At 41.5% G+C, this 26,191-nt stretch carries 33 protein-coding genes; all 33 read left to right on the top strand.

Going from position 1 to position 26,191, the window contains the following annotated elements; genetic code table 11:
- Positions 1 to 21: 21 nt before the first annotated feature.
- Positions 22 to 1,614 carry a terminase large subunit gene (locus tag NYP67_RS04710; protein WP_473411239.1) on the top strand — a complete coding sequence of 531 codons (1,593 nt, stop codon included), beginning with the start codon at positions 22 to 24 and terminating at the stop codon, positions 1,612 to 1,614.
- A 9-nt stretch (positions 1,615 to 1,623) separates the two neighbouring features.
- A complete protein-coding gene (locus NYP67_RS04705; RefSeq protein ID WP_473411238.1) occupies positions 1,624 to 2,922 on the top strand; it encodes a phage portal protein in 1,299 nt (432 codons plus the stop codon).
- Complete coding sequence (locus NYP67_RS04700; protein ID WP_081264724.1) at positions 2,870 to 3,604, top strand: head maturation protease, ClpP-related; 735 nt, start codon at positions 2,870 to 2,872, stop codon at positions 3,602 to 3,604. The genes NYP67_RS04705 and NYP67_RS04700 overlap by 53 nt, the downstream gene beginning before the upstream one ends.
- A 2-nt stretch (positions 3,605 to 3,606) precedes the next feature.
- Positions 3,607 to 4,791, top strand: a complete 1,185-nt coding sequence (locus NYP67_RS04695; protein WP_473411237.1) for a phage major capsid protein — start codon at positions 3,607 to 3,609, stop codon at positions 4,789 to 4,791.
- Between the two features lie 25 nt (positions 4,792 to 4,816).
- Entirely contained in the window at positions 4,817 to 5,095 is a 279-nt protein-coding gene (locus NYP67_RS04690; RefSeq protein ID WP_473411236.1) for a head-tail connector protein, read from the top strand.
- Positions 5,096 to 5,428 (top strand): phage head closure protein, encoded by a 333-nt coding sequence (locus NYP67_RS04685; RefSeq protein WP_473411235.1) that lies wholly within the window; start codon positions 5,096 to 5,098, stop codon positions 5,426 to 5,428.
- Positions 5,425 to 5,805: an HK97 gp10 family phage protein gene (locus NYP67_RS04680; RefSeq protein ID WP_020757774.1), complete on the top strand. Its 381-nt coding sequence runs from the start codon at positions 5,425 to 5,427 to the stop codon at positions 5,803 to 5,805. Before NYP67_RS04685 ends, NYP67_RS04680 begins: the two co-directional genes overlap by 4 nt.
- Positions 5,798 to 6,127 (top strand): hypothetical protein, encoded by a 330-nt coding sequence (locus NYP67_RS04675; RefSeq protein ID WP_116691918.1) that lies wholly within the window; start codon positions 5,798 to 5,800, stop codon positions 6,125 to 6,127. Before NYP67_RS04680 ends, NYP67_RS04675 begins: the two co-directional genes overlap by 8 nt.
- Complete coding sequence (locus tag NYP67_RS04670; protein ID WP_020757772.1) at positions 6,120 to 6,701, top strand: major tail protein; 582 nt, start codon at positions 6,120 to 6,122, stop codon at positions 6,699 to 6,701. The genes NYP67_RS04675 and NYP67_RS04670 overlap by 8 nt, the downstream gene beginning before the upstream one ends.
- 14 nt (positions 6,702 to 6,715) lie before the next feature.
- Positions 6,716 to 7,102 carry a hypothetical protein gene (locus tag NYP67_RS04665; protein WP_473411234.1) on the top strand — a complete coding sequence of 129 codons (387 nt, stop codon included), beginning with the start codon at positions 6,716 to 6,718 and terminating at the stop codon, positions 7,100 to 7,102.
- A 218-nt stretch (positions 7,103 to 7,320) separates the two neighbouring features.
- Entirely contained in the window at positions 7,321 to 7,692 is a 372-nt protein-coding gene (locus NYP67_RS04660; protein WP_415693784.1) for a hypothetical protein, read from the top strand.
- Between the two features lie 17 nt (positions 7,693 to 7,709).
- Positions 7,710 to 8,054 (top strand): hypothetical protein, encoded by a 345-nt coding sequence (locus tag NYP67_RS04655; protein ID WP_415693783.1) that lies wholly within the window; start codon positions 7,710 to 7,712, stop codon positions 8,052 to 8,054.
- A gap of 89 nt (positions 8,055 to 8,143) precedes the next feature.
- On the top strand, positions 8,144 to 10,969 hold the full coding sequence (locus tag NYP67_RS04650) for a phage tail tape measure protein (protein WP_473411233.1): 2,826 nt from the start codon (positions 8,144 to 8,146) through the stop codon (positions 10,967 to 10,969).
- 11 nt (positions 10,970 to 10,980) lie between these two features.
- Positions 10,981 to 11,643, top strand: coding sequence for a hypothetical protein (locus NYP67_RS04645; RefSeq protein WP_258003528.1), 663 nt, complete (start codon positions 10,981 to 10,983; stop codon positions 11,641 to 11,643).
- Position 11,644: 1 nt separating this feature from the next.
- Positions 11,645 to 14,476, top strand: coding sequence for a phage tail protein (locus NYP67_RS04640; RefSeq protein ID WP_473411232.1), 2,832 nt, complete (start codon positions 11,645 to 11,647; stop codon positions 14,474 to 14,476).
- A 10-nt stretch (positions 14,477 to 14,486) separates the two neighbouring features.
- Positions 14,487 to 14,699, top strand: a complete 213-nt coding sequence (locus NYP67_RS04635) for a hypothetical protein (RefSeq protein ID WP_231108436.1) — start codon at positions 14,487 to 14,489, stop codon at positions 14,697 to 14,699.
- The gene (locus NYP67_RS04630) at positions 14,680 to 14,961 is read left to right on the top strand and encodes a hypothetical protein (RefSeq protein ID WP_020757765.1); all 282 of its coding nucleotides are present in this window, start codon (positions 14,680 to 14,682) and stop codon (positions 14,959 to 14,961) included. Before NYP67_RS04635 ends, NYP67_RS04630 begins: the two co-directional genes overlap by 20 nt.
- A gap of 13 nt (positions 14,962 to 14,974) precedes the next feature.
- Positions 14,975 to 15,271, top strand: coding sequence for a hypothetical protein (locus NYP67_RS04625; RefSeq protein ID WP_020757764.1), 297 nt, complete (start codon positions 14,975 to 14,977; stop codon positions 15,269 to 15,271).
- Positions 15,271 to 15,483, top strand: a complete 213-nt coding sequence (locus NYP67_RS04620) for a hypothetical protein (protein WP_473411231.1) — start codon at positions 15,271 to 15,273, stop codon at positions 15,481 to 15,483. The genes NYP67_RS04625 and NYP67_RS04620 overlap by 1 nt, the downstream gene beginning before the upstream one ends.
- A 14-nt stretch (positions 15,484 to 15,497) precedes the next feature.
- Complete coding sequence (locus tag NYP67_RS04615) at positions 15,498 to 16,091, top strand: hypothetical protein (protein WP_473411230.1); 594 nt, start codon at positions 15,498 to 15,500, stop codon at positions 16,089 to 16,091.
- Positions 16,092 to 16,100: 9 nt separating this feature from the next.
- A complete protein-coding gene (locus tag NYP67_RS04610) occupies positions 16,101 to 16,664 on the top strand; it encodes a hypothetical protein (RefSeq protein WP_473411229.1) in 564 nt (187 codons plus the stop codon).
- A complete protein-coding gene (locus NYP67_RS04605; RefSeq protein WP_103013457.1) occupies positions 16,661 to 17,080 on the top strand; it encodes a phage holin family protein in 420 nt (139 codons plus the stop codon). The genes NYP67_RS04610 and NYP67_RS04605 overlap by 4 nt, the downstream gene beginning before the upstream one ends.
- A complete protein-coding gene (locus NYP67_RS04600) occupies positions 17,073 to 17,993 on the top strand; it encodes a GH25 family lysozyme (RefSeq protein ID WP_473411228.1) in 921 nt (306 codons plus the stop codon). Before NYP67_RS04605 ends, NYP67_RS04600 begins: the two co-directional genes overlap by 8 nt.
- A 160-nt stretch (positions 17,994 to 18,153) precedes the next feature.
- The gene (locus NYP67_RS04595; protein WP_020757758.1) at positions 18,154 to 18,339 is read left to right on the top strand and encodes a hypothetical protein; all 186 of its coding nucleotides are present in this window, start codon (positions 18,154 to 18,156) and stop codon (positions 18,337 to 18,339) included.
- A 2-nt stretch (positions 18,340 to 18,341) separates the two neighbouring features.
- The gene (locus NYP67_RS04590; protein WP_473411227.1) at positions 18,342 to 18,632 is read left to right on the top strand and encodes a hypothetical protein; all 291 of its coding nucleotides are present in this window, start codon (positions 18,342 to 18,344) and stop codon (positions 18,630 to 18,632) included.
- Positions 18,625 to 19,755: a DUF2800 domain-containing protein gene (locus tag NYP67_RS04585; protein ID WP_473411226.1), complete on the top strand. Its 1,131-nt coding sequence runs from the start codon at positions 18,625 to 18,627 to the stop codon at positions 19,753 to 19,755. The genes NYP67_RS04590 and NYP67_RS04585 overlap by 8 nt, the downstream gene beginning before the upstream one ends.
- 4 nt (positions 19,756 to 19,759) lie before the next feature.
- Positions 19,760 to 20,308 (top strand): DUF2815 family protein, encoded by a 549-nt coding sequence (locus NYP67_RS04580; protein ID WP_020757304.1) that lies wholly within the window; start codon positions 19,760 to 19,762, stop codon positions 20,306 to 20,308.
- A 185-nt stretch (positions 20,309 to 20,493) separates the two neighbouring features.
- A complete protein-coding gene (locus tag NYP67_RS04575; protein WP_473411225.1) occupies positions 20,494 to 22,470 on the top strand; it encodes a DNA polymerase in 1,977 nt (658 codons plus the stop codon).
- Positions 22,471 to 22,526: 56 nt separating this feature from the next.
- On the top strand, positions 22,527 to 22,937 hold the full coding sequence (locus NYP67_RS04570) for an RNA polymerase sigma factor (protein WP_102703082.1): 411 nt from the start codon (positions 22,527 to 22,529) through the stop codon (positions 22,935 to 22,937).
- Entirely contained in the window at positions 22,924 to 23,136 is a 213-nt protein-coding gene (locus NYP67_RS04565) for an SHOCT domain-containing protein (RefSeq protein ID WP_102703083.1), read from the top strand. Before NYP67_RS04570 ends, NYP67_RS04565 begins: the two co-directional genes overlap by 14 nt.
- A 61-nt stretch (positions 23,137 to 23,197) precedes the next feature.
- Positions 23,198 to 24,793: a recombinase family protein gene (locus tag NYP67_RS04560; RefSeq protein WP_102703084.1), complete on the top strand. Its 1,596-nt coding sequence runs from the start codon at positions 23,198 to 23,200 to the stop codon at positions 24,791 to 24,793.
- A complete protein-coding gene (locus NYP67_RS04555) occupies positions 24,763 to 25,173 on the top strand; it encodes a serine integrase family protein (protein WP_004125819.1) in 411 nt (136 codons plus the stop codon). The genes NYP67_RS04560 and NYP67_RS04555 overlap by 31 nt, the downstream gene beginning before the upstream one ends.
- 1 nt (position 25,174) lies before the next feature.
- A partial coding sequence (locus NYP67_RS04550) for a recombinase family protein (protein ID WP_473411224.1) occupies positions 25,175 to 26,191 on the top strand: 1,017 nt, incomplete at its 3' end.

Below are 26,191 nucleotides of genomic sequence, written 5' to 3'. Positions count from 1 at the left end.
TAAAGAAAGGAGGAGCTTAAGTTGCAAGCGTACGAGGTTACTAAGTTTAAAAAAGAAGATTCAACGTATAGTAAGGATTTAGCGGATTATGCTGTAAGTTTTATCGAATGTTTAACACACACGAAGGGAACGTGGGCTGGTAAGCCTTTTAAGCTCCTTGACTGGCAGGAGCAGATTATCAGGGACTTGTTTGGCGTGGTGAAACCGAATGGTTACCGTCAGTTTAATACTGCTTATATTGAAATACCTAAGAAGATGGGTAAAAGTGAGCTTGCTGCGGCAGTGGCACTGCTTTTATGCTGTGGGGATAATGAGGAGCGTGCGGAAGTTTATGGTTGTGCGGCGGACCGTCAGCAGGCAACAATCGTGTTTGACGTGGCGGCGGACATGGTTAGAATGTGTCCGGCTCTTAATCGTAGGGTTAAAATTTTAGCTTCGCAAAAACGTATTATTTTCCTACCAACTAACAGCTTCTACCAAGTGTTGTCGGCTGAAGCTTACTCTAAACACGGTTTTAACATTCACGGTGTTGTGTTTGATGAGCTTCACACGCAGCCTAACCGTAAACTGTTTGACGTGATGACTAAAGGCTCCGGGGATGCTCGCATGCAGCCACTGTATTTTCTGATTACCACGGCTGGTACGGATACGCATTCGATCTGCTATGAGACGCATCAGAAAGCAGTGGATATTCTCGAGGGTAGGAAAATTGATCCAACTTTTTACCCCGTGATTTATGGTGCAAAAGATTCGGATGATTGGACGGATCCTAAGGTGTGGAAGAAAGCTAATCCTTCTCTTGGGGTGACGGTTCAAATGGAGAAAGTTAAGGCTGCTTTCGAGTCAGCCAGGCAAAATCCTGGTGAAGAGAATGCTTTCCGTCAGCTTCGTCTTAACCAGTGGGTGAAACAGGCTATTCGTTGGATGCCGATGGAAAAGTGGGATGCTTGCGGTTTTCAGGTGAATGAGGAAGAACTCGAGGGCAGGGTCTGCTATGGGGGTCTTGACCTTTCAAGCACCACTGATCTTACGGCTTTTTCGCTTGTGTTTCCGCCTTTAGATGAGTCGGATAAGTTTCGTATCCTACCTTATTTTTGGGTGCCTGAAGAAACCTTGAGTTTGCGTGTGAAACGGGACCACGTGCCTTATGACGTGTGGGAAAAACAAGGGTTTATTAAAACTACGGAAGGAAACGTTGTTCACTATGGTTTTATTGAAAAATTTATCGAAACTTTAGGTGAACGTTTCAATATTCGTGAGATTGCTTTCGACCGTTGGGGTGCGGTGCAAATGGTGCAAAACCTTGAAAACATGGGGTTTACCGTGGTTCCGTTCGGACAGGGATTCAAGGACATGAGTCCTCCTACCAAGGAGCTTATGAAGCTTACACTCGAGCAGAAAATCGCACACGCAGGGCATCCGGTGCTTCGCTGGAACATGGACAACATTTTCATCCGCACCGATCCTGCAGGAAACATTAAATGCGATAAGGAAAAATCAACCGAGAAAATAGACGGTGCAATCGCCACCATCATGGCACTTGACCGAGCAATCAGGTGTGGTAACCAGAATACGGAAAGCGTGTATGACAATCGCGGGATTTTGTTTATGTAGGAGGTGACAATGAACATTTTTAGCAGACTATTTAAATCAAGAGATAAGCCTGAAAACAAGATGTTAGGCGGCGGTTATCGTTTCTTAATGGGTACGTCTTCTTCGGGTAAGAGGGTGAATGAGCGTTCGGCGATGCAGATGACGGCGGTTTACTCGTGTGTGCGTATCCTGTCTGAGGCGGTGGCGAGTCTGCCGCTTCACGTGTATGAGCGCACGAGTACTGGTACGGCTAAAGCGGTTAAACATCCTTTGTATAAGGTGCTTCATGATGAGCCGAATCTTGAGATGACAAGCTTTGTGTTTAGAGAAACCTTGATGACGCATCTACTGTTATGGGGTAATGCTTACGCGCAGATTATTCGAAACGGTAAAGGCGAAATATTAGGGCTTTATCCTTTGATGCCTGATCGTATGAGAGTTGACCGGGATGAGAGTGGTCAAATTTTTTACGAGTATACGTTAAATGATAGTGATGTTTTAGCGGGTAAAGAAACGAGTGTGAAACTTAAACCCTTTGACGTGCTTCATATTCCCGGTCTTGGTTTTGACGGGCTTGTTGGCTATTCGCCTATTGCGATGGCAAAAAACGCTATCGGTATGGCTATAGCTACGGAAGAGTATGGTGCATCGTTTTTCGCTAACGGTGCTACACCAAGCGGCATTCTAGAATACCCCGGTACAGTAAAAGATCCGTCTGGTATGAGGGATAGTTGGAATAAGGGGTTCTCGGGTTCTAACTCGCATAAGATAGCGATTTTAGAGGAAGGCATGAAGTATACGCCTATTTCTATTTCGCCTAATGAAGCACAGTTTCTTGAAACTCGTAAGTTTCAGATTAACGAGATCGCTCGTATTTTTAGAGTCCCACCACACATGGTTGGTGATTTGGAAAAATCAAGTTTTTCTAATATTGAGCAGCAGTCGTTGGAGTTTGTTAAATACACGCTTGATCCTTGGGTGGCGCGTTTTGAACAGTCTATTACGAGGCGGCTTTTTACTGATAAGGAGAAAGAAACTTATTATGTGAAGTTTAACGTGGATGGTCTTCTTCGAGGAGACTATCAGAGTCGTATGAATGGTTATGCTACCGCTCGTCAAAACGGTTGGATGAGCGCAAACGATATTAGACAGTTAGAAAACTTGGATAAGATTCCAGCCTGTGAAGGCGGTGACTTGTATTTGATTAACGGCAACATGCTCCCGCTTAACCGTGCAGGAGCGTTCGCAAACAGTAGCGGAAAGGAGGAAAAAGGTGATGAGGAAGTTTTGGCAGTGGAAAAACCAAAAGGAAAATCAGGAGTCAAATGAAATATTGGAGAGGACACTGTTTCTTAACGGTACGATTGCTGAAGAATCATGGTTTGATGATGATATTACACCACAACTTTTTAAAGACGAGTTAAACGCGGGTAGTGGAAATATTACCGTGTGGATTAACTCTCCAGGCGGCGATTGTGTGGCTGCGGCACAAATCTATAACATGCTCATGGATTACAAGGGTTGTGTGACGGTCAAAATTGACGGTATTGCAGCATCGGCTGCATCAGTGATTGCGATGGCTGGAACAAAGGTTTATATGAGCCCGGTGTCAATGCTTATGATCCATAATCCTATGACGGTTGCTTTTGGCAACAGAAACGAAATGGAAAAAGCAATATCAATGCTTGATGAGGTAAAAGAGTCCATTATTAACGCTTACGAGATTAAAACAGGGCTTAACCGTGTGAAACTCTCGCATTTAATGGATTCGGAAACGTGGATGGATGCTAACAAGGCGGTAGAACTCGGGTTCGCGGACGGTGTTTTAACTAGAGGTGAAACCACTGATATTGGCATACCACAAGTTTCAACATTGTATTCGAAAGCAAGCGTGCAAAACACGTTATTGGAAAAAATATCTAAAGCCTGCCGGATAAGCGGTAAGGAAACAAACAATATTAGTGCAGACGATCTTATGGATCGTCTTTTTTTAATCAAAAATTGGAGGTAAACATGATGAACACTATTTCAAACATGGTTGAGAAACGTAACAAGGCTTGGCAGGGTGCGAAAGCTTTCCTTGAGTCTAAACGTGACAAGGACGGGCTTATTTCAGAAGAAGACGCGAAAACCTATGATGAGATGGAAGCGAAAGTGAAAGCTTACAGTATGGAAATTGAACGCTTGGAGCAGATGGAAAAAATGGATAAGGAGCTTTCAAAACCAACATCTGAGGCGATTGTTGCAAAACCTATGAAAACAGGTGTGAACCTTGAAAAACAAGGTCGTGCGCGTGACGAGTATAAGCAGGCGATGCTTACAGTTCTTAGAAGTAATTTTAAACGAGTCGATAACGTGTTGCAGGAAGGCGTGGACGCTGACGGCGGGTATCTTGTGCCGGAAGAATACGATAATCGTCTGATTGAAACGTTGAAAGAAGAAAACATTATTCGCTCTCTTGCTACCACGATTACCACTAGTGGAGAGCATAAGATTAATATTGCGATGAGCGATCCTGCAGCAGCTTGGATTGAAGAAGGCGCAAGCCTTAACTTTGGGGATTCCAAGTTCGCGCAAATCCTGCTTGACGCTCATAAGCTTCACGTTGCGGTAAAAGTTACTGAAGAACTCTTGCATGATAATGCGTTTAACCTCGAGAATCATCTTCTCACATCCTTCGGCATGGCTTTGGCTAACGCTGAGGAAGACGCTTTTCTTAACGGGGATGGCGTGGGAAAACCAACTGGTATTTTCAACAAGAAAGACGGCGGCACGTTCCTTAAAGAAACTACCAGTATTAAAACTGATGATCTGATTGATCTTATTCACGCTTTGAGGCGACCATACCGTAAAAACGCGAGTTTTATTATGAACGATAAAACAGTCGCGAGCATACGAAAACTTAAAGACAATAACGGTGCGTACGTTTGGCAGCCTTCATACCAGGATAATGAGCCGAACAGGATTCTCGGATACCCGGTATACACGTCTGCTTACGCACCTGAAAACATGGTAGCTTTTGGCGACTACTCGTACTACAACATTGGCGATCGCGGTTCACGCTCGTTTAAAGAACTTACCGAACTTTTCGCTGGAAACGACATGATAGGTTTCGTTGCTAAAGAGCGTGTAGACGGCAAACTCGTGCTTAAAGAAGCAGTACAGATTCTGCCTGTTAAAACAAGCGTAGCAGCCTAAAAAGATGGTTTAAGGAGGGGTGTTGATGATAGTTACAGTCGAGGAAGCAAAAAACTATCTTAGGGTGGATAGTAAAGAAGATGATGAGCTTATCAACACCCTTATTCATTCTGCTGAAAAACTCTGCCAGGGAGTAGCTCGTAAAAACGATAGTAGTTTGATTAGTGAAAACTTTGACGAGTATCGGCTCGCAGTCTTATATGCTACAGGCTACTTGTATGAGCATCGGGAAGAAGCAGACCACCACGCGCTTATGCTCACTTTACGTTCGATGCTTTTTACTGTTAGAAAAACGGGGTTTTAAATGAGAATAAGTTTATTAAACGAGCGTATTGTGCTGCTTAAAAACAGTGTTGAAATTGATGAGGTTGGTAACCATAAGGTTAAGTGGAGTAAATATTACGAGTGTTACGCCACGGTGAGTGCTGAAAGTCCATCTGAGCAGACTTCGGCGGGAAACGTGTGGGATGAGTCAAAAATAGATTTTACTATCCGCTATTCGAAAGAAACAGCTGTAATCTCATCGACAAAGTATCGTGTTGTTTTCCGTGATACGGTTTATGAGATTTTAGGTGTTGACCACATGAATTATAAGAAGAAAAGCCTGAAACTTCACTGTAAGAGGTGTAAAAAGTGAGCAAAACAGGAGTGGATAATCTTTCAAACAGGATAATAAAAGAGCTTAAAACTTACGCTGATACTACGAGTGAGAAAGTAAAAGAAGCAGTTAAAAACGTGAGTAAAACCGTTAAAGAAGATATAGAAAACACTGCTCCGAAACACACGGGTAAGTATGCGAAAAGTTGGGCGGTGAAAACTGTTAAAGAAACAGAAAACGCTCTCACACTGGTAGTTCACTCAAAAAACAAGTATCAGCTTACACACTTGTTAGAGTACGGGCATGCTAAACGAGGTGGCGGACGCGTGGAAGCAAGAGCACACATTAAGCTTGCGGAAGAAAAAGCGGTTAAAAGTTTCGAAGAAAAAATAAGGGAGGCAATAGAACATGACTAGACTTTTAAGCATCATGCGAGAGATAGGTTTTCCTTTTGCTTATCACCATTTTGCTGAAGGAGAGTCCCCTTCTCCACCGTTTCTTCTGTTTCTAACGCCTGCAAGCAGTAATTTTGCGGCAGACGGGAAAACGTATTTTAAAGCAAACGAAGTTCATATCGAACTATACACAGATTATAAGAATCCTAATGTGGAAGAAAAAGTTGAAGCCGTGCTTGATAGGCACGGCATTTTTTATAACAAAACAGAAGCGTTCATAGAGTCGGAAAAACTTTATGAAACACTCTACATTTTTGAAATGGAGGTAACAACAAATGGGTAACAAGGTTAAATACAATCTTAAAAACGTGTACGCGGCAAAACTTAAAAAAGACGCAGGCGGAAGTTTTAACTATGATGCACCTAAGCCGATTCCGGGGGCTGTGAGCATAAGCCTTGATGCGGAAGGTGAATCCTCACCGTTTTACGCTGACGGGATTGTCTACTTCAGGTCGACTGCTAACAACGGTTACAGTGGCGACTTGGAAATGGCTCTTATACCTGAATGGTTTAGAACGGAAATATTAAAAGAAAAACTTGATAAAAACGGTGTGCTGGTAGAAAAAGCAACTACCGGTGAAGCGGAAAAGTTCGCGCTTCTTTTTGAGTTTGACGGTGATGTTAAAGCAATCCGCCATGTGCTTTATAACTGCTCGGCTTCAAGGCCGTCTATTGCTTCGGAAACTAAGGAAGACACGATAGAACCGGGTACGGAAACACTCTCGCTTACGGCTGATCCTAGAGAAGATGGGCTTGTGAAATCTCGTAGCGGAGATACGACATCTGATGAAACTTACGCTAACTGGTATAAGAGCGTGTACGTTCCTCAAAACACGACAGAGGTTAAACCTAAGTAAAAGGAGTAGTGAGTATGATTGAAAAAACAGTAAAAATCGGTGGCAAAGACGTGAAGTTTCGCTCTTCTGCCACTATTCCAAGACTGTATCGCATCAAATTCAAGCGTGATATTTTTCAGGATCTTTCTAAACTCGAAAAATCGTATAAGAGTAAAAGCACCGGGTTTGAGATTGATGATCTGGAGATTTTTGAAAACGTAGCCTATATCATGGCCTACCATGCGGATAACACGATTCCTGAAACGATTGAAAAATGGCTCGATGAGTTTGAAATGTTTTCTATCTACGAGGTGCTGCCTGAAATTTTAGAGCTTTGGGGTGCGAATTTACGAACACAGGTTCAATCTAAAAAAAGTTACGTCAACTACAAGAGAAATGACAACCGCGTTATTTCTTCTTAGATGCACAGAAATCGGGATAAGTATTTACGAGCTGGATCTTTTAACCATCGGCATGATTTTAGACATGTGGACGGAGAAAGCAAACGATAGTGTGAAATACGATAAGCTCGCAAGCCAGGCAGAATTCGACAGGTTCTAAAATAGTATCGACATTGCAATATTGTGGACTACAATTAATAAAATCTATTTATGTACGAATATTGTTAAAGGTAGTTATCGTGGATAAAGTAGTGTCAAAAATCGCAGCATTAGGAGTTCCGGGACTTATGTTGCTTGTGGCAATTGAGGCTTCAGGATTTACTGGTGCTGCCGCAATTACTACAGCATTATGTGCTATCGGACCTTTTGGAATTCTGGGTGGAATTGTAACGTTAGCTTTTGTTGGATTGATTATGGAATCTATTGCTGAGTACGGGTTTGGAAAAATTTTAGAGGGAGTAATTAAAGAACTCGTTAAAAAAGGAGAAACCAAAGAATCAATTCTATGCAAGATTAATGGTTATCCAGTTTCAAAATCATTGAAAATGAAATTAAAAGAAGTTTTAGAAGAAAAATGGTCAGATAAATTAGACCAGGAACACCTACATTAAGTGCCGGAGATACTAGCATGAGTTTCTTTAGTGGATTATTTAGTAAAAATGCTAATGCCAACATTAATAATGACAGTGTTTACGAAGATTTAGGTTGTGATTGGAACTGTGACAGTTGCGGTGCATTCATGAACAATCAGCCAAACTTCACCACGATTTCTGGGACTTGGATTTGTAAGGATTGTGGTTTTGAAAATGATGTAACAGAAGATAATATCGTCTATGACGATGATGAGTTCGATGGCATAGGTAATGAATCTATTGATGTTGATGATGCTGCTCTAATTTGGGCATCAAATGGAGGAGATGAAGATTATACTTTTGGATACTCAGAAGAAGAACTCAGAGATGCTTTAAAGTAACCAAACATTAAATCTAAATTAAAACTAGCAAAGCACCTGTTACGGGTGCTTTTTTCATACCTAAATTAAGAGAAAAAGGAGGTGAAGTTATGGCAAACAGGATTAAAGGTATTACCGTTGAAATCGGTGGAGATACCACAGGCTTGGATAAAGCGTTAAAAGATGTGAATACGACTATCAGATCCACGCAAGCTCAGCTTCGTGACGTAAACAGGCTGTTAAAACTGGATCCGTCCAACGCTAAACTTTTAGCACAAAAACAGCAGTTGTTGCAGCAGGAAATAGCAAACACTTCCGAGAAACTTAACGCTTTAAAACAGGCGGATAAGCAGGCTAAAGTACAGCTTGAAAACGGGGATCTCGGTAAAGACAAGTATGATGCTTTGCAGCGTGAGATTATTGAAACCGAGCAGAATCTTAAAAATTTAGAACAGCAGGCAAAGAAAGTCCCTTCAGCGTTAGCAGTTTCTATGAAAGAAACCGGGGATAAAATTAAAAGTGCCGGTGAGAAAACAGCCCAGGTCGGTACAAGCTTATCCACGCATGTTACCGCACCAATTGTAGGGCTTGGAGCTGCGTCTTTAGCCGCGTTTAACGAAGTTGATGCGGGCATGGATACGATTGTTACTAAAACAGGCGCAACAGGAAAAGCACTGGAAGATATGCAAGATAGCATGAAAAATCTTGCTACCAGTATTCCTACTGATTTTCAAACCGCAGGTGCTGCTATCGGCGAGGTGAACACCAGATTCGGTTTAACAGGTAAAAGCCTTGAAGACCTGTCAGGCAGGTTTATTAAATTTGCTCAAATTAACAACATGGATGTTTCCACGGCTGTTGATAACACGCAGAAAGTTGTGGCTGCTTTTGGGCTTAAAGCACAGGATGCCGGGGCTTTACTTGATACGATGAACGCAGTCGGTCAGCGTACCGGTGTCAGCATGGATACGCTTGCTAAAACCATGGTGACTAACAGTGCCTCCTTACAGCAGCTCGGGTTTAGTGCATCTGATGCTGCTAATTTCTTAGGTAATGTTGAAATGTCCGGTGCTGACACGTCACAGGTTATGACCGCTCTTACTAAAGCATTGGCTGCTGCTACAGCTAAAGGCACGCCTATGAAACAGGCTTTAGAGGATATTCAAAACAGTATGGTGAATGCGAAAAGCGACACTGAAGGTTTAAAAGTAGCTTACGAGCTGTTTGGTAAGCGTGCAGGTGCGGCTATTTATCAGGCGTGTAAAAACGGTTCGCTGTCTTTTGCTGAGCTTGGTACTTCCCTTAAAGATAATGCCGGCAGTGTGGAGAAAACGTTTAACGAAACGCTTGATCCGATAGATAAGTTTAAGACTTCGATGAATAGTCTGAAAATCGTGGGAGCAGATCTTGGCAGTTCTCTTGCAACGGTTTTACAGCCTATGCTTGAAAAGTTCGCTTCCTGTATGAAGTCTTTAAGCGAAGCCTGGAATGGATTGTCTCCGGGAATGAAGGATGCGATAGTAAAAATCACGCTTATTGCGGCAACAGTCGGTCCTGTGCTCATTGTGATCGGGAAAATTATCAGTGCTGTTGGAACAATCACTTCTGCTCTGGGAGGTCTTATCGGACTTCTTGGAGGAACAGCCACAGCCACTACTGCGGTAGGTGTGGCAGGAGGAGCCAGTGCGGCAGGAACAGCGGCAGCAGGAACAGCAGCCGGAACAGCGGCTGTTGGGTTTGGAGCGTTAAACGTTTCACTTCTTCCTATTATCGGTATTATTGCGGCGATTATTGCCGCGGTTGTGGCGATTATTGCGATTATTAAAAACTGGGGTGCTATAAGCGAATGGTTTAAAAACCTGTGGCAGGGTGTTTGCCAGAGCGTGAGCAGTATTTGGCAAAACATCTCGGAGTTTTTCCAAAACGTGTGGCAAGGCTTAGTTCAGGTTTTTACCGGTGTGTGGGATACGATCAAAAACGTGCTCACGGTAGCACTCATGTTTATCGTAGAGCTTATCAAAGGCTATTTTTCGCTTATCACACTACCGTTTAGGTTTATTTGGGAAAACTATAAAGACGTGATTATAGGCGCATGGGATGCGATTAAAACCACGGTAAGCAGTGTGCTTGAAGCCATAAACAGTGTAATAACAAGTGTTATGAACACGATTATGTCGTTTATAACAAGCGTGTTAAACACTATAAGCAGTGTGTTTACGAGCGTGTTCAATGCGATTTTAAGTGTTGTAACCTCTGTTTTTAACAGTATAAAATCAGTGGCTGAAACGATATGGAATGGAATTTGCAGTGTTATAACAAACGTGGTGAACACGGTTAAAAATACGGTTTCTTCAGTGTTTAACACTGTGTCCAGCATGATAAGCAACGTATTTAACGGTATTAAAAACACGGCCGTATCAATTTGGAATGGTATTAAAAACGCTATCATCACTCCGATTGAAGCGGCGAAAAACAAGGTTAAAGCGGTAGTTGACGCTATAACAGGCTTTTTTGCAGGTATTAGACTTAGTCTTCCTCATATTAAACTGCCTCATTTTAGTATTAAAGGACACTTCTCACTCGCACCACCGTCTGTACCGTATCTTGCTATCGACTGGTATAAGAAGGCAATGGATAAGCCAATGCTGTTAAACGGGGCGACTATCTTCGGTGAGAAAAACGGGCACTTGCTTGGCGGCGGAGAGAAAGGCCCTGAGGTGATTATGGGGCTTGATACTTTGCAGAATATGAGTGCGGGAGCAAACACGCAAATGCTTAGTGTTATGAACCAGATTCTAGCGATTATGGACGCGTATTTCCCACAGTTTTCCAACCAGAGTATTGTGCTTGATTCAGGCGAGCTTGTAGGCGGTATTGCAAACAAGATGGACAGTGAGCTTTTCAAGCTTCAAACAAGAAAAACAAGGGGGTGGTAAAAGTGTATGGGATGACGATAGGCAAATTACATAGTTTTAAGGATTTAGGCTTAGTTCCAACACTTAAACCACATGTTAATCTACCCTCCCCAAGGTTTAGCTATCTGGAAGTGCCGGGAAGACTGGGAAGTTTTGATCTTACGGAAAGCTTAGCGGGTGAAGTTTTATACGAGATGCGTGAAGGTTCTTTTGAGTTTATTGTCGCAGATAAAGGTGTGTGGCAGAAAGCTTACGAGAGGCTTAAACGTGATGTTCACGGTCTTAAAACAACACTTGTATTGGACAGTGAATCTTCCTTTTACTATCAGGGTCGAGTGTGGGTAAGTGATTTTAAATCGGATAAAAACTATGAAATGATTACGCTTAACTACAGGCTAAACCCTTATAAGCACAGTGTTTTGGACATGGAAACAAGTGGCGTGTACACGTTAAAAAACGTGCAGGTTAAAGAAGGACAAGAAGTAAGGCTTATCCGTGATTTTGATATGACGCTTATACCTGAATTTACTAATAAAACACGAAATGTGATAAGCGTTGATTTTAACGGAAAAACCTACAGTCTAAAACAAGGCGTATCTCGTTTCCCTGAACTTAGAACACGCGGAGATGATATGACGCTTACGTTTCAAGGCACAGGCACGCTTGATATTTCCTACCTAAGGGGGTGGTTATAAATTGTACAGAATAACTCTTGATGAAACAGCCTTGTATTATCCGGGGGACACTAAGAATGTTCTTCTTGACGCGACGCTTAACGTGGAACTTAACACTGCAGGCACGCTCGTGTTTACGTGTCCGAAAGAAAATCCCTGCTATGAGAAGTTTTTTAACAGAAAATCAGTAGTGAGCGTGTATCGCGGTGAGAAAGAAATTTTTACAGGAGAGGTAAGAGAACAGGAGAAAGACTTAAACCAAAACAAGAAAGTAGTATGTGTAGGTCTTTTAACGTATCTTGCAGACAGTATTCAGCCGCAGAGAGAATATCATGATCACACACCTTACCAACTGTTGGAAAAATTCCTAAACATTCATAACGAGCAGGTGGATGACAGGAAGAAGATTCATATCGGAAAAGTCAGCGTGACAGATCCCAATAATTCCCTGTACAGGTTCACCAATTTTGAGACAACGCTTGAAGCGATTATGGGAAAAATGGTTGATAAGCTGGGCGGATACTTAAAGCTAAGACGAGAAAAAGACGGGCTGTACCTTGATTATCTTCGCTTGGAAGAAATGGGTAAAATGGCGAAACAGCCGGTTGAGTTTGGTCTTAATATGCTTGATTATACTGAAAACTTATCGGCAGAAGATGTTTCTACAGCGATTATCCCTTTAGGCAAAGAACTGGAAAGTGAAAACAGTAAAAACGAGGTTCTTAAAAAATACACTGATATTACAAGCGTTAATAACGGGAAAAATTATCTTGTTTCCACTCAGGCAAAGACTGCGTTTGGCTGGGTTTGTAAAGTCGTTAGATGGGATGATGTGAGTGTTCCTGAAAACCTGTTACGTAAAGCCTCTCTTTGGCTTAAAGATAATCAGTTCGAACAGACAGAGCTTAACTTAAGCGCGGTTGACTTATCCGAGTTTGACCTTGATTTTGAAACTATTGAGTGTGGAGACAGATTAAGGTGCATAGCATCGCCTTTTGGCATGGACAGGATATTTCCCGTGATGAGACAGTCTATTCCATTGCAAAAACCCGGTGAGATGAAAATCGTTCTGGGCAGTCAAACCAGGCGAAGCTACGTGCAAAGCTCACATAATTCTGTTCAAAGTCTACGTGAAGAAAGCCTTGCAACAAGAAAAATAGATAACGAGCGTGTGCAAAGTGAAATCAACAATATTAAAGCACAGATGAACATCACCTCAGGCGGCTACAAGGTAACAGAATATGATGATTCAGGCAGATGGTTAAGAGACCTTTATATGGATACGCCTGATAAGAATACTGCTACGAAAGTATTACAGGTTAATATGAACGGGATCGGCGGAAGCCATAACGGTTTTGCAGGACCTTACAATACCGCGATGACTCTTGACGGCATGGTGTATGGTGACAGGATTATCGGACATTCGATTGATGCTGAGAAACTTTCAGTTTCGTACACTTCGCAGGTGGAAAAGCAGATTAGTAACGCAAAACAGGAAGCTATTTCTGATAGTGATGAGAAGCTTAAAAGCTACTATACGATAAACGAGGTTAACACCAAGTTTTCTGTAACTGATCGAAAGATTGAGTCAAGTGTTGAAACAGTTAATCAGAAACTGGAGCAGAAAAACGGTAACTATTACGGCACGTATACTCCCTACTCTTCTAATGCTCCGGCTAACTCTTGGACAAGCAGAAGTGAGAAGTTAAATCATGTGGGAGATTTTTTCTTCGATACTCAAACAGGTTACGCTTACAGGTATCGGGTTAGAAGAGACTGTTTAGAGGTTAAGTTTAACGGTAATTGCCGTACGGAAAGCGCAAACTATGATTGGGTGGAAGTTTTCTATGAGTCTGAGGGTAAGATTCACGTTTTACCGAAACTTGGCGGTGTGGACATAGCAGATAAAAGAATCTTTGTACCGAGTAATACGTTTTGGCTTTATTTTAGAAGTGACGGCTCCAGTCATGATTATTACGGTTTTAAGATTGATGCGATAAGAAAAAGCAGTTCAAGGCAAGAAGTTCAAGATAGTTTAGCGGTTTTACCTAACGATGCCGGAAACATAATAGATCTGTCAGGCAGCAATTATCCTGAGTCAGAGCATGATCCGTATCAGGATAATACGAGAAAACTCTGGCGGTATACGTCAAATGAGAGTCTTGACAGCTATCTGGAGTTTGACTGGGTTAGAGTTAGTGACAAAGACATTCAGGCTGCTAAAGATACAGCTGACAGAGCTATATCTAAAGTTTCTATTGTTGAAGGCTCGATTACTTCCATGGTGAAAAAGGGTGAGTTCGGTTCGTTTATGCGACAAAACTACAACAGTTTTCTGATTGGATTTAACGAGTCAAGCAACTATGTTCAAATCACTGCAGGGCAAATAGGTCTTTACAACGGGTCGATTGATTCTGATAGTAAGCGTGCCGTATTTGATCAAAACGGTAACCATTTTTATCGTGACGGCTACTATGTGGGAAAAATCGGAACGAATCAGTGGAATAAAGACGACTCCCATAAAGGGCTCGTGTTTGACCTCTCTCCTGAAGGAAAGTATATGGCTTTCGCGCAAAAAGAATCATCCTATTCTAATTCGTATAATACGATGCTTTGTTTTTCACGCTCAGGCAGTATATATAACGAGTACGGCTTGCATTTAGGTTGCAACTTTTATGCCCACGGTTTCAAGGTTATAAACCCTCAGTGGGAAGGAGGCTTTGGAACTACGGCCACCATTCATTATGTGCAGGTACTTGATGTGGATGAGTACGGCAAAGTAAGAAGATGGGGTGAAAACGGGCGCATGGTATTTAAAAACGGTATCCTCATGGACTTGACTTTCTACAACTAAGGAGATGAATATGGCAGAACTTATTATTAACACAAACGAGGTTGTGATAAACGAAGGTACTAAAAACAGTGACATAAAAGTCGCTAAAACTGTTGATGAGAGTATGGAACTAGAGCAGTTTATCAGCAACAGTAAGTACGCAAAGATGATAGAAGACATCAATCGGAAACTGGATATTCTAATCGAAGAAAAGGAGGTGGAAGATGGAAAAGCCGACCATTAACTATGCGATAGCTACACAAAAGTTTAGAGCGAAGTTAAGCGATGAGATAGTGTCTTTGCAAAAAAGTATCCCTATCCCGACCTACATGGTTGAAGGCATAATCGCATCAATTTTAGCTGACATACGCTCAGCGGTGATAGCTGAAAACACGATGGAACATGTTGCTTTTAGTGAGGAAAACACCAAGTATTACGAAGAACAGTTAGAAAAACTAAACGAGGAAATCCTAAAACTTAAAGCAGAAAAAGAAGAAAAACCATAAGGAGGAAAGCCTTATGTATAGAGGAACAACACCTACAAACGTGTTCAGGACAGATGTGGATTTAGAAAACGCATCTGTCCTTTTTGTTAGCTATAAGCAAAACGGAAAAGTTGTTTTAGAAAAAAGCTTAGAGGATGTGAGTGTTAAAAAGACGCTTGTAACAGTCAATCTCACGCAGAAAGAAACACTTTTGTTTCAAGACGGTATTGTCACGATTCAAATCAGAGCCAAGTTTCCCGACAACACGGCTATCGCTTCAAATCTGATACGAACAACAGCTGAAGAAATAGTAAAGGACGGTGAGATTTAATGGCAGAACTACAGGCAAGTTTTAAACACAATACAGATATGAGCGCATCTTTTGAAAGCATCATAAAAGTAACAGGCGGAGAAACAACGGATTACAACAGTCTTACTAACCTGCCGAAAATTAACCAAGTAAAGCTTATAGGCAATAAAACGCTTTTAGAGCTGGGACTTTGCTCTATCAGCAATATTGAACTCGAAGAACTACTTAAATAAGGAAGGAAATTATTATGCAAACCAAATTTTTAGACAACAACGGACTTTTATACGTTTGGAAGAAAATCAAGGAAAGCTTTGTGAAAAAAGAAGAGCTGACAAAAGCCTTGGAAACAGTGCCGAAGAAAGTTGCGGATTTAAGTGATGCGGCAAACTATGCACAAGTATCTTCACTGCCAACCAAGGTGGAAAACCTGACAGATGCGTCAGAATACGCGAAGAAAACCGACATCGTGACAAACGTAGAAAATCTTCAAGGCATTGACGCGTATGCGAAAACAAGCGCATTACCGACAAAAGTAGAACAGCTGGAAGACGCAGCGAATTATGTGAAAAAGACAGACCTTACTGAAGAGGTAAAGCATCTTGTCGGCAACATTCAATCAATTGATTTTAAGGTGGTTGATAGCCTGCCTCAGACAGGTGATAAGGCAACAATCTATCTTATAAGCGATAACAAGGGCGAAAACGATGCGTATGATGAGTGCATTTATGTAAACGACAGGTTTGAAAAAATCGGTACAACATCAGTTGATTTAAGTGACTATGTGAAAAAAGAAGATGTTAAAAGCATCAGCAATGAAGAAATCGATGCACTGTTTGTGTAGGTGAAGCTTATGGCAGATAAGTTTTTAGGCAAAGAAGGTTTACTTAGGCTGATAGAAAAATTGAAAGGAAAATTTGCCACACTGGACAGTCCTGCTTTTACGGGAAAACCGACTGTTCAAACACCAAACTATATACCGGACACCAGAGGAAAAGAAATCGTTAACCGTGAATACGTGGATTTCGTAACAAAGCTGCTGATACATCAGGACATGCCTAAGCTTCCTCGGCAGTTCAAATGGGTTATTACACCTGATTCTTGGCAGGAAGTACTAGATGGTTATGTGTATGGCTTTTTTTACGAAAAATATTACAAGCCACATAAAGAACAGTACCCCAACAATGCACAGGAACAGAATGTAGCACTTGATATAAAAATCGACTTTGAAAGACTTCCGTCTATGAGGTTTTATGGCACGGGAGATATTAAGGAGGTTTGCAAACTAACTATGGCAATCGGCAGTGATTGGAGGATTTACTGTTATGGGGATAAACCTTCAAACGAAATACCGGTAATTATTACGTTTATGCAGGTAGAAGATGTAACTGATCTTATTAAGGAGGCGGTAGAATGAAAGAATTTTGGAATACACTACAGCTGGCTTTCACAGTAGTAGGCGGCTGGCTGGGATACTTTTTAGGTGGGTGCGATGGTTTAATCCTCGCACTTCTTTTATTTGTGGTAACTGATTACATCACAGGCGTGATGTGTGCGGCAGTTGATAAAAAGCTTTCAAGCAGCGTGGGTTTTAAGGGCATCTTTAGAAAGGTGCTCATTTTTATGCTTGTTGGCATAGCAAACATTATAGATTTTCAGGTTATTAAGCAAGGAAGCGTGATTAGAACCGCAGTAATTTTCTTCTACCTATCTAACGAAGGACTTTCACTCATTGAAAACGCGGCTCACCTGGGGCTTCCCGTGCCTGAGAAATTAAAAAACGTTTTAGAACAATTACACGACAAAGACAGAAAGGACAATACTCATGAGTAAAAGAGGAATAGACGTATCAGTATGGCAGGGTGACATTGATTTCAACATGGTGAAAGCATCCGGCGTTGAGTTTGTGATCATTCGAGCCGGATACGGTATCGGACACAAAGACAAGTGGTTTGAGGAAAACTATCGTAAAGCAAAAACAGCCGGTCTTGATGTTGGAGCCTACTGGTATTCGTACGCAAGCTCTGCAGGCGAAGCGTCTGAAGAGGCTCAAAGCTGCGTGAACATACTTTCAGGTAAGAGTTTTGAGTATCCTATTTACTTTGATTTGGAAGAAAAAAGCCAGCTTAACCGTGGACGAGCTTTCTGCGATTCTTTGATTACAAGTTTTTGTAATAAGCTTGAAACTTACGGGTATTATGCAGGTTTTTACACCTCGCTTTCAGTAGCTAATAATCTTGTGTCTTCTCATGTTAGAGACCGTTACGCTTTGTGGATCGCACAGTGGAACACGCACTGTGATTATCAAGGCTCATATGGTCTTTGGCAATACTCGTCAAGTGGCAGCGTGAATGGAATATCCGGCAGAGTTGACATGGATTATGCTTACGTGGATTATCCAAGCGTGATTAAAAACGCCGGTCTAAACGGATATAAAAACGGTGGTTCTTACACTGTTCCTCAAACATCAAGTATTGATGAGGTGGCGCGAGAAGTTATTAACGGTGATTGGGGTAACGGAAATGAGCGTAAAAACCGTTTAACTCAAGCAGGATACGATTATACGAGCGTGCAAAATAAAGTTAATGAACTTCTTGGTGTTAAAGCCTATAGAAAGTCGGTTGATGAGATTGCACGTGAAGTAATCCGAGGCACTTGGGGTAACGGTAGCATGCGAAAACAGCGTCTAACTCAAGCAGGATACGATTATGATACGGTACAAAAACGAGTAAACGAACTCTTGTAAAACAGTTTGAAACTTGTAAAGCCCGAGGCTTGTTCCTGCATTGGAGCAATCCTCGGGCTTTTTTATTTTTGAAAACTTTTTAGAAAAACCGTCAGATTATCACCTTTCCCAAGGCTACCCCATAGAAGGACACAAAGTCCTTTTAGAAAGGAGGCGGCATATGAAACAAAAACTTGTCGTAAGTGTTTCAAAAAAGCCTAAAGAAGATGGGCTTGCAAGTTGTAAACCTATCGGGCTGAGAGAAAAAATCATCCGATTCTTCCTCGGAAAGAAAGAAGACATCATGGTCTTTATTCCAAGTAACAGAATCGATGAAGTCGTGGTTCAAAACAAGAAAGGTGAATAAGAATGAACGAAAACACAGTAAAAAAGATAATTGGCGATCTTGAATCACTGATTTGTCACCTGAAAGAGATCGAAGGTGAAACAACACATAAGACGTCACCAAAACAAGTACCTGAAACTAAAAAGGTAAGTCTTGAACAGGTGCGAGCGGTTTTAGCAAAGCTTAGCCAGCTGGGAAAGACAGCTGAGGTGAAAAAACTCATCGTTAAGCACGGTGCGCAAAAGCTCTCGGATGTTCCTGAAAGCGAGTATGAGAGTCTATTGCATGAAGCGGAGGGAATTAAAGGTGACTAAGCATGCTTTACTTTCCCCATCTTCTGCTCACAGGTGGATTAAGTGTACTCCGAGTGCTGTTTTAGAAGAAAAGTTTGAAAATACTACTTCTGCAGCGGCTGAGGAAGGAACGGCGGCACACGCGTGGTGTGAGTACAAGCTAAATAAGCTTCTTAACCGTCCGTGCGAAAAACCGTCAACCGAGTATGACTCAAACGAGATGCAGGAATGCTCGGATGCTTACGTGGATTTCGTAATGGAAAAATACGAGCAGGCAAAGCATGCTTGTGCTGATCCGATTCTTCTCATCGAGCAGAAAGTTGATTTTTCAGCTTACGTGCCGGACGGGTTTGGTACAGCGGACTGCATTATTGTAGGCGAAAAAACGCTGCAGGTTATCGACTTTAAGTACGGTCAAGGCGTGCTGGTGGACGCTTACGAGAATCCTCAGATGAAATGCTACGCGCTTGGAGCTTTAACGCTTTTCGACAGCTTGTATGAGATACAAAGCGTTGAGATGAGTATTTTTCAGCCAAGACGTGACAACGTATCCACTTTTACGCTACCTGTCGCGGAGCTTATCTCTTGGGCTGAAAGCGTGCTTAAACCTAAAGCAGAGCTTGCTATTAAAGGTGAAGGCGAATTTGAAGCCGGTGACTGGTGCAGGTTTTGCAGGGCAAAAGCAGTATGCAGAAAGCGTGCCGAGGAAAATCTAAAACTTGCAGAACTTGAGTTCAAAGAGCCATCTGTTTTAACGGATAGTGAGATTGAAGAAGTGCTCACGCTTATCCCACAGTTAACGAAATGGGCTGATGATGTTTTAGCGTACGCCACAGATTCCGCTATTAACCATGGTAAAGAGTGGTCTGGTTTCAAACTCGTGGAAGGCAGATCAGTTCGCAAGTTTAAGGATGAGACAGCGGTTATTGAGAAAGCGAAAGCCGCAGGCTTTACCAACATTTTCAAAACTAGTCTTATTGGTTTAACGGAAATGCAAAAGCTGATGGGCAAGAAAAAATTTGAGGATATTCTGGGCGACCTCATTATCAAACCGTCCGGAAAACTTACGCTCGTGCCGGAGTCGGATAAGCGGGCAAAAGTCAATGTAACAAATGTAAATCAAGAATTCAAAAAGGAGAATTAGTATTATGTCTAAATTAAATAACACGAAGGTTATCACCGGTAAGAACACGCGTCTTTCTTATTTCAATGGTTGGGAGCCAAAGTCTATTAACGGCGGCCCTGAAAAATATAGTGTTTCACTGCTTATCCCTAAAGATGATGTTGAAACAGTAAACGCTATTGAGAAAGCTATTGATGCTGCGATTGAGGAAGGTGTCGGCAAGTTTGGTGGTAAGAAACCAAACAAGCAAGCAATTAAACTCCCGCTCAGGGATGGGGATATTGAGCGTGATGATGAAGCGTATAAAGGACATTACTTTATTAACGCGAACTCAACCACGGCTCCGCAGATTGTAGACAAGCAGGTAAAACCAATCATGGATCGCAGTGAAGTGTATTCAGGCTGCTATGCGAGGGTTTCCATCAACTTTTACGCTTTTAACTCTAACGGTAATAAGGGAGTTGCTTGCGGTCTTGGCAATATTCAAAAGATCCGAGACGGTGAGCCGCTCGGCGGACGTAGCCTCGCAACCGATGATTTTACGACTTTAGAAGATGATGACTTTCTAGCCTAAGGAGCATGTGAAGATGATTAGCTGGTTTGTTGGAATATTTGCTGGCGTATTGCTTCTTGATTTCGTGGTAAGAAAACTTGTCAGTCTTTATATCGAAGTCAAAAACATGCTGAACAGAAAGTAAGGAAGTCAAGGAGGTGGCAGATTTTCTGTCACCTCTTTTATTAACTTGGAGGTGATGTAATTTGGAAAATTTGAGTATAGATTTAGAGACGTTTTCCTCCGTTGACCTTAAAAAATGTGGTGTTTACAAGTACGCAGAATCAGAGGATTTTGAGATACTGCTCTTTGGCTACAGTGTGGACGGCAGTGAAGTTCAGGTCGTTGACTTAGCACAAGGTGAAACCATACCGGATACCGTGCTTTCTGCTTTAACGGATGAAACGGTGACCAAGTGGGCGTTTAACGCTCAGTTTGAAAGAGTCTGCTTATCACGCTATTTGCGAGATAAAGGCATCAATGTTAACCCCGGTCAGACAGGAAAAAGTGAAGGCTTGTTTTTAAACCCAAGCTCGTGGCATTGCACAATGATCTGGTCAGCCACCCTGGGGCTTCCCATGTCGCTTGAAAACGTGGGAGCAGTACTGGGTCTTGATAAGCAGAAACTCACTTCGGGTAAGAATCTTATTAAATATTTCTGCCTGCCGTGTAATCCTACGAAAGTAAACGGTGGAAGAACAAGAAACAAGTATTTCCACGATAAAGAAAAATGGGAGCAGTTTAAATCGTATAACAAGCGTGATGTGGAAGTTGAGATGAATATTCAAGAAAAGCTCTCACGCTTTCCCGTACCAGACTTTTTATGGCAGGAGTTTTATCTCGACCAAGAGATTAACGACCGTGGGATTGAAATAGATTCTCTTTTCGTTGAGTCAGCCATAAAACTCGACTTAGAGGTGAGAACGCATCTCATGAGTGAGCTTAAGCATATTACAGGTTTAGAAAACCCGAACTCAGTGTTACAAATGCGCTCTTGGCTTAAAGAGCATGGTCTTGAAATGGAGTCGCTTGGTAAAAAAGAAGTCGCTAAAGAACTTAAAACAGTAGGTAAAGAGTTGGCTGAAGTTTTACGGCTTCGCCAGCAGCTTGCCAAATCCTCGGTGAAAAAGTATACGGCGATGAAAAACGCTGCCTGCATGGATTATCGGGAGCGTGGCATGTTTCGCTTCTATGGCGCAAACCGTACAGGAAGATTCGCAGGAAGGCTCGTGCAATTACAAAACCTACCACAAAACCATCTGCCTGATCTAGCTGAGGCTAGAAGCCTTGTTAAACAAGAAAATGTTGAAGCTTTGGAAATGCTTTATGAGGATATTCCAGATACCTTATCCCAGCTTATCCGCACTGCTTTTATTCCACGCACGGGATTGAAGTTTATTGTCGCAGACTTTTCAGCAATCGAAGCGAGAGTCTTGGCTTGGCTTGCAGGTGAAAAATGGCGTATGCGAGTATTCGCGGAAGGTAAAGACATTTACTGCTCGTCAGCATCTCAAATGTTTGGCGTACCTGTTGAAAAACACGGAGTAAACGGGCACCTGCGGCAGAAAGGTAAGATCGCGGAACTCGCTCTTGGATACGGCGGCTCTGTTGGAGCGTTAAAAGCCATGGGAGCACTCGACATGGGTCTTAGAGAGGATGAGCTGCAGCCACTTGTTGACGCGTGGAGATCATCTAATCCAATGGTGACAACACTGTGGTGGGACGTGGACAGAGCGGTAAAACAGTGTGTACACGAACACGCATCTGTTCGAACACACAACATCGTGTTCACTTACAAGAGTGGGTTTCTTATCATCAAACTGCCTTCGAAAAGATGCCTTTACTATGTAAAACCACGTGTGGAAGAAAACAAGTACGGTGGCGAATCAGTCACCTATGAGGGTGTTGGGTCTACTAAAAAATGGGAGCGGCTGGAAAGCTACGGGCCTAAATTCGTGGAAAACATTACGCAAGCTATAGCTCGTGACATTCTACTTTACGCCATGCAAACGCTGAAAGAATATCGAATCGTTGCTCACGTGCATGATGAAGCCATTATCGAAACCAATAAAAGCGTGAGTGTTCAAAGCGTGTGTGAGCTAATGGGAAGAACACCACCTTGGGCAGAAGGTTTACTTCTTAGAGCTGACGGCTACGAGTGCGAGTTTTACAAAAAAGATTAAAAAAACCGTCAGATTTTATTCTTTCCCAAGGCTACCTCATAGGAGGTGGCCTTTTTATGAATATGGAAGAACAACGCAAGGTCAAATTACTAAGAGATGAAGGTCTTAGCTATACGCAGATTGCAAACCGTATGGATATTTCCGTTAATACGATTAAAAGCTACTGCAAACGTAACAGCCTGGGCGTAATCCAGTCTATGAAAATACAGACGGCATTATGTGAATCTTGTTCAAAACCAATTAAGCAAAACAAAGGAAGAAAAGTTAAACGTTTCTGCTCTGACGCGTGTAGAAACACGTGGTGGAACAAGCATACACAGTTGGTAAAAAGACAGGCAAACTATGAGTGCACTTGTCTTAACTGCAAAAATTCTTTTATCTCTTACGGTAATAAGACTCGAAAATACTGCTGCCACGCCTGCTATATAGAGCATCGTTTTGGAGGTGAGCATCATGCAAATAAGTAATGATGCTCACGGGCTAAAGGATGTTAAAGCCAGAGCTTGGACAAAAGAGAGTATGCAGGCGGATTTTCATTTTGAAATAGCCGAAAAACTTACCGCTTCACTCTTTAAAAAAGGGCTTATCAGCGAGCAAGAAAAAGAAAAAATAAGCCGTCTTAACAGGGAAAAATTTCACCCGTTTTACAAGGAATTATTGGGCTAAAAGCTTGATAAACACTGCTTTTAGAGTGATGAATAGTATTAGCTGAAAGTGAGGGGAAATAGTGAAAGAAATAATAAAAATAGACTCTACAATACGAAAAACTGGTTTTAAGAAAAAGACGCGGGTTGCAGCGTATGCGAGAGTTTCTAGTGATAGTGATGAGCAGCTTCTCAGTCTAGAAGTGCAAAAGGAGCATTACGAAAACTATATTAAGTCTAATCCATGCTGGGAGTATGCGGGGCTTTACTTTGACGAGGGTATTAGCGGCACGAAAATCGGTAAGCGTGAAAGTCTTAAACAACTGCTTAAAGACTGTCAGAGCGGTCAGATAGACAGGATTATTACAAAGTCTATTAGTAGGCTTGCAAGAAACACGGTTGACTGTCTTGAAATAGTTAGAAAACTTACCGGTCTTGGTATTTATTTGTATTTTGAGAAAGAAAACATTGATACCGAGCATATGAGTTCAGAGCTCATGCTTTCTATCCTGAGTTCTATTGCGCAAAGCGAGTCAAGATCTATCTCGGAAAACAGCATGTGGGCAATTCAAAAAAGGTTCGAAAACGGAAGCTTCATCATTTCCTGCCCTGCGTATGGGTATAAAAACGAGAATAAGAAAATGATTATAGTTCCAGAGCAAGCCAGGGTAGTAAAAGAAATTTTCAACATGGCTCTTTCCGGCATGGGTGGAGAAGCAATAGCACGAGTATTGACCGATAAAAAGATTCCTGCGAAAAGAGGAGCTAAATGGTCTTCAACTACCGTGAATGCTATTTTGAACAATAAAACATACACAGGGGATGTGATTTTTCAGAAAACATTTACAGACGATAATTTTAACCGCCATAAAAACTGTGGCGAGAAAAAACAGTATGTTATTGAAAACCATCACGAGGCTATCATCAGTCATGAAACTTTTAATCTTGTAAAAGAGATTATCGCGTGGAGAAGAAATGAAAATAACATAGTATGTGGTAGTGGTAAGTACAATAAGCTTTATGCGTTTTCAGGTAAAATTCGTTGTGGTGAGTGTGGAAGCAAGTGTAAAAGACGAATAATTTATCAACATAATAAGGCGTATGGCATATGGGTTTGTATAACGCATCTTGAAGATATTCATGCTTGTTCACAAAAGTCTGTTATGGAAAGTTATCTTAAAATTTCCTTCCTGCAAATGTTAAACAAGTTAAAAGCAGGATACGTTCAAATATTAACGCCTTTCATAAAAAGCTTAAGAAACGTGAATAGTAAAGACGGTTTGAACAAGGTTATCGAACTCGAAGAAAAAATAGCTAAATTGCAAGAACAAGAGCAAGTACTCAGTAAGCTTTTCGCCAGTGGTTACATTGAGATGGATTCCTACTATCTGGAAAGCAATCAGCTTAAAACGGAAATAGATACTTGTCTTAAGGAAAAACTTAAGCTTTCCAACAGTTTAAACGGTAACTTAACGCACTTAAACGAGGTGCAAAAACTTCAACGGTTCGTAAGCGTCACAGAAGTATTTAGCGAGTTTAAGGATGAGGATTTTCTGGATTTTGTAGACGGCATAGTGGTAAAAAGCAGAACAAGATTTCTTTTTATTTTGAAATGCGGATTGGAATTAGAAGAAGAGGTGAAAGAAACATGGCACGCATCCCATATGGTTACAGAATAGTAGACGGTAAAGCGGTTATAGATGAAGTAAAAGCTCAAGAAGTAAGAGAGTTTTTTCGTTTCTATCTTGAATTTAAAAATATTTCTCAAGCTGCTAAAAAATCAGGTATAAAAAGGGATTGGCCAGTCACGGGCAAAATTCTTAGCAAGAAATTGTATTTAGGAACAGAGTTTTATCCTCAGATTATCGATGAGGATATGTTTAGACAAGTGCAACAAATAAGGCATGAGAATGCTATCAGGAATCATCGTTATAAAGAGCCTAAGCCAATAAAGGAAATTCGGCTTATTACAAGCTACCAGTTAGAAAAGGTAGAAAAGAAATATGATGATCCTTATCGTCAAGCAGTATACGCGTACAGTCAAATCAAGGAGGTGTAAAATGAGTGCCAACGTTATAATCATTCCACCAAGAAAAATAGCGGGGAATACGGTAGATAAGCATGAAGATAAGCCGAGGTTAAGAGTAGTAGCGTATTGTCGTGTTAGTACTGACAGTGAAGAACAGGCAACAAGTTATGATACGCAAGTTCAGCATTATACGGATTATATTTCAAGAAATCCTCTCTGGGAGTTTGCTGGCATTTACGCTGATGACGGTATTTCAGGAACTAGCACGAAAAAACGTGTCGGTTTCAACGACATGATCCACGATTGCATGAGTGGCAAAGTAGACATGGTTATCACTAAGTCGATTAGCCGTTTTGCGAGAAACACTATCGACTGTTTAAAGTTTGTTAGGCAGTTGAAAGACAAAAACATTCCGATTATTTTTGAAAAAGAAAACATCAACACCATGGAAGCAAGTGGAGAACTATTGCTTACTATCATGGCTTCTTTAGCTCAACAGGAATCCGCGTCGCTTTCTCAGAATGTGAAGCTTGGACTTAAGTTTCGCTACCAGGAAGGCAAAGTGCAAATCAACCATAACTGGTTTTTAGGATACACAAAAGACGATGAAGGAAATCTTGTAATTCTTGAACAGGAAGCAAAAGTCGTAAGAAGGATTTATAGAGAATATTTAGAAGGAGCAAGTCTTAGAGATATAGCGGAGGGCCTTGAAAAAGACGGTGTTAAAAACGGTGCAGGGCATTTAAAATGGAATTTATCTAATATTAAAGGCATCTTGCAAAACGAAAAATATATTGGTGATGCTCTTTTACAAAAAACCATCACGACAGATTTTATTAACCATGTTCGTATAAAAAATGATGGAACAGAACCACAGTATTATGTAAAAGATAGCCACGCGTCTATTATTCCAAGAGATATTTTCTTTAAAGTTCAAGAAGAAATGGTAAGACGAGCCAACATGTTTAGTGGTGAGGAGAACAAAAAAAGAAGAGTTTATTCCAGTAAGTACGCTTTATCCAGCTTATGTGTTTGTTCTAAATGTGGT

The sequence above is a fragment of the Gardnerella sp. c23Ub_4 genome (assembly GCF_055804115.1).
Note: the sequence above shows the minus strand (reverse complement) of the source record. Positions and strands in the feature narration are given on the sequence as shown.

Excerpts from the sequence above, each read along its gene's own strand:
- NYP67_RS04605 (WP_103013457.1), top strand. The coding sequence starts at position 16,661 with ATGAAAGAATTTTGGAATACACTACAGCTGGCTTTCACAGTAGTAGGC.
- NYP67_RS04675 (WP_116691918.1), top strand. The coding sequence starts at position 5,798 with ATGACTAGACTTTTAAGCATCATGCGAGAGATAGGTTTTCCTTTTGCT.
- NYP67_RS04650 (WP_473411233.1), top strand. The coding sequence starts at position 8,144 with ATGGCAAACAGGATTAAAGGTATTACCGTTGAAATCGGTGGAGATACC.
- NYP67_RS04625 (WP_020757764.1), top strand. The coding sequence starts at position 14,975 with ATGTATAGAGGAACAACACCTACAAACGTGTTCAGGACAGATGTGGAT.
- NYP67_RS04635 (WP_231108436.1), top strand. The coding sequence starts at position 14,487 with ATGGCAGAACTTATTATTAACACAAACGAGGTTGTGATAAACGAAGGT.
- NYP67_RS04565 (WP_102703083.1), top strand. The coding sequence starts at position 22,924 with ATGCAAATAAGTAATGATGCTCACGGGCTAAAGGATGTTAAAGCCAGA.
- NYP67_RS04580 (WP_020757304.1), top strand. The coding sequence starts at position 19,760 with ATGTCTAAATTAAATAACACGAAGGTTATCACCGGTAAGAACACGCGT.
- NYP67_RS04705 (WP_473411238.1), top strand. The coding sequence starts at position 1,624 with ATGAACATTTTTAGCAGACTATTTAAATCAAGAGATAAGCCTGAAAAC.
- NYP67_RS04665 (WP_473411234.1), top strand. The coding sequence starts at position 6,716 with ATGATTGAAAAAACAGTAAAAATCGGTGGCAAAGACGTGAAGTTTCGC.
- NYP67_RS04595 (WP_020757758.1), top strand. The coding sequence starts at position 18,154 with ATGAAACAAAAACTTGTCGTAAGTGTTTCAAAAAAGCCTAAAGAAGAT.
- NYP67_RS04615 (WP_473411230.1), top strand. The coding sequence starts at position 15,498 with ATGCAAACCAAATTTTTAGACAACAACGGACTTTTATACGTTTGGAAG.
- NYP67_RS04645 (WP_258003528.1), top strand. The coding sequence starts at position 10,981 with ATGACGATAGGCAAATTACATAGTTTTAAGGATTTAGGCTTAGTTCCA.
- NYP67_RS04700 (WP_081264724.1), top strand. The coding sequence starts at position 2,870 with ATGAGGAAGTTTTGGCAGTGGAAAAACCAAAAGGAAAATCAGGAGTCA.
- NYP67_RS04555 (WP_004125819.1), top strand. The coding sequence starts at position 24,763 with ATGGCACGCATCCCATATGGTTACAGAATAGTAGACGGTAAAGCGGTT.
- NYP67_RS04620 (WP_473411231.1), top strand. The coding sequence starts at position 15,271 with ATGGCAGAACTACAGGCAAGTTTTAAACACAATACAGATATGAGCGCA.
- NYP67_RS04630 (WP_020757765.1), top strand. The coding sequence starts at position 14,680 with ATGGAAAAGCCGACCATTAACTATGCGATAGCTACACAAAAGTTTAGA.
- NYP67_RS04695 (WP_473411237.1), top strand. The coding sequence starts at position 3,607 with ATGATGAACACTATTTCAAACATGGTTGAGAAACGTAACAAGGCTTGG.
- NYP67_RS04590 (WP_473411227.1), top strand. The coding sequence starts at position 18,342 with ATGAACGAAAACACAGTAAAAAAGATAATTGGCGATCTTGAATCACTG.
- NYP67_RS04610 (WP_473411229.1), top strand. The coding sequence starts at position 16,101 with ATGGCAGATAAGTTTTTAGGCAAAGAAGGTTTACTTAGGCTGATAGAA.
- NYP67_RS04690 (WP_473411236.1), top strand. The coding sequence starts at position 4,817 with ATGATAGTTACAGTCGAGGAAGCAAAAAACTATCTTAGGGTGGATAGT.
- NYP67_RS04670 (WP_020757772.1), top strand. The coding sequence starts at position 6,120 with ATGGGTAACAAGGTTAAATACAATCTTAAAAACGTGTACGCGGCAAAA.
- NYP67_RS04685 (WP_473411235.1), top strand. The coding sequence starts at position 5,096 with ATGAGAATAAGTTTATTAAACGAGCGTATTGTGCTGCTTAAAAACAGT.
- NYP67_RS04570 (WP_102703082.1), top strand. The coding sequence starts at position 22,527 with ATGAATATGGAAGAACAACGCAAGGTCAAATTACTAAGAGATGAAGGT.
- NYP67_RS04655 (WP_415693783.1), top strand. The coding sequence starts at position 7,710 with ATGAGTTTCTTTAGTGGATTATTTAGTAAAAATGCTAATGCCAACATT.
- NYP67_RS04600 (WP_473411228.1), top strand. The coding sequence starts at position 17,073 with ATGAGTAAAAGAGGAATAGACGTATCAGTATGGCAGGGTGACATTGAT.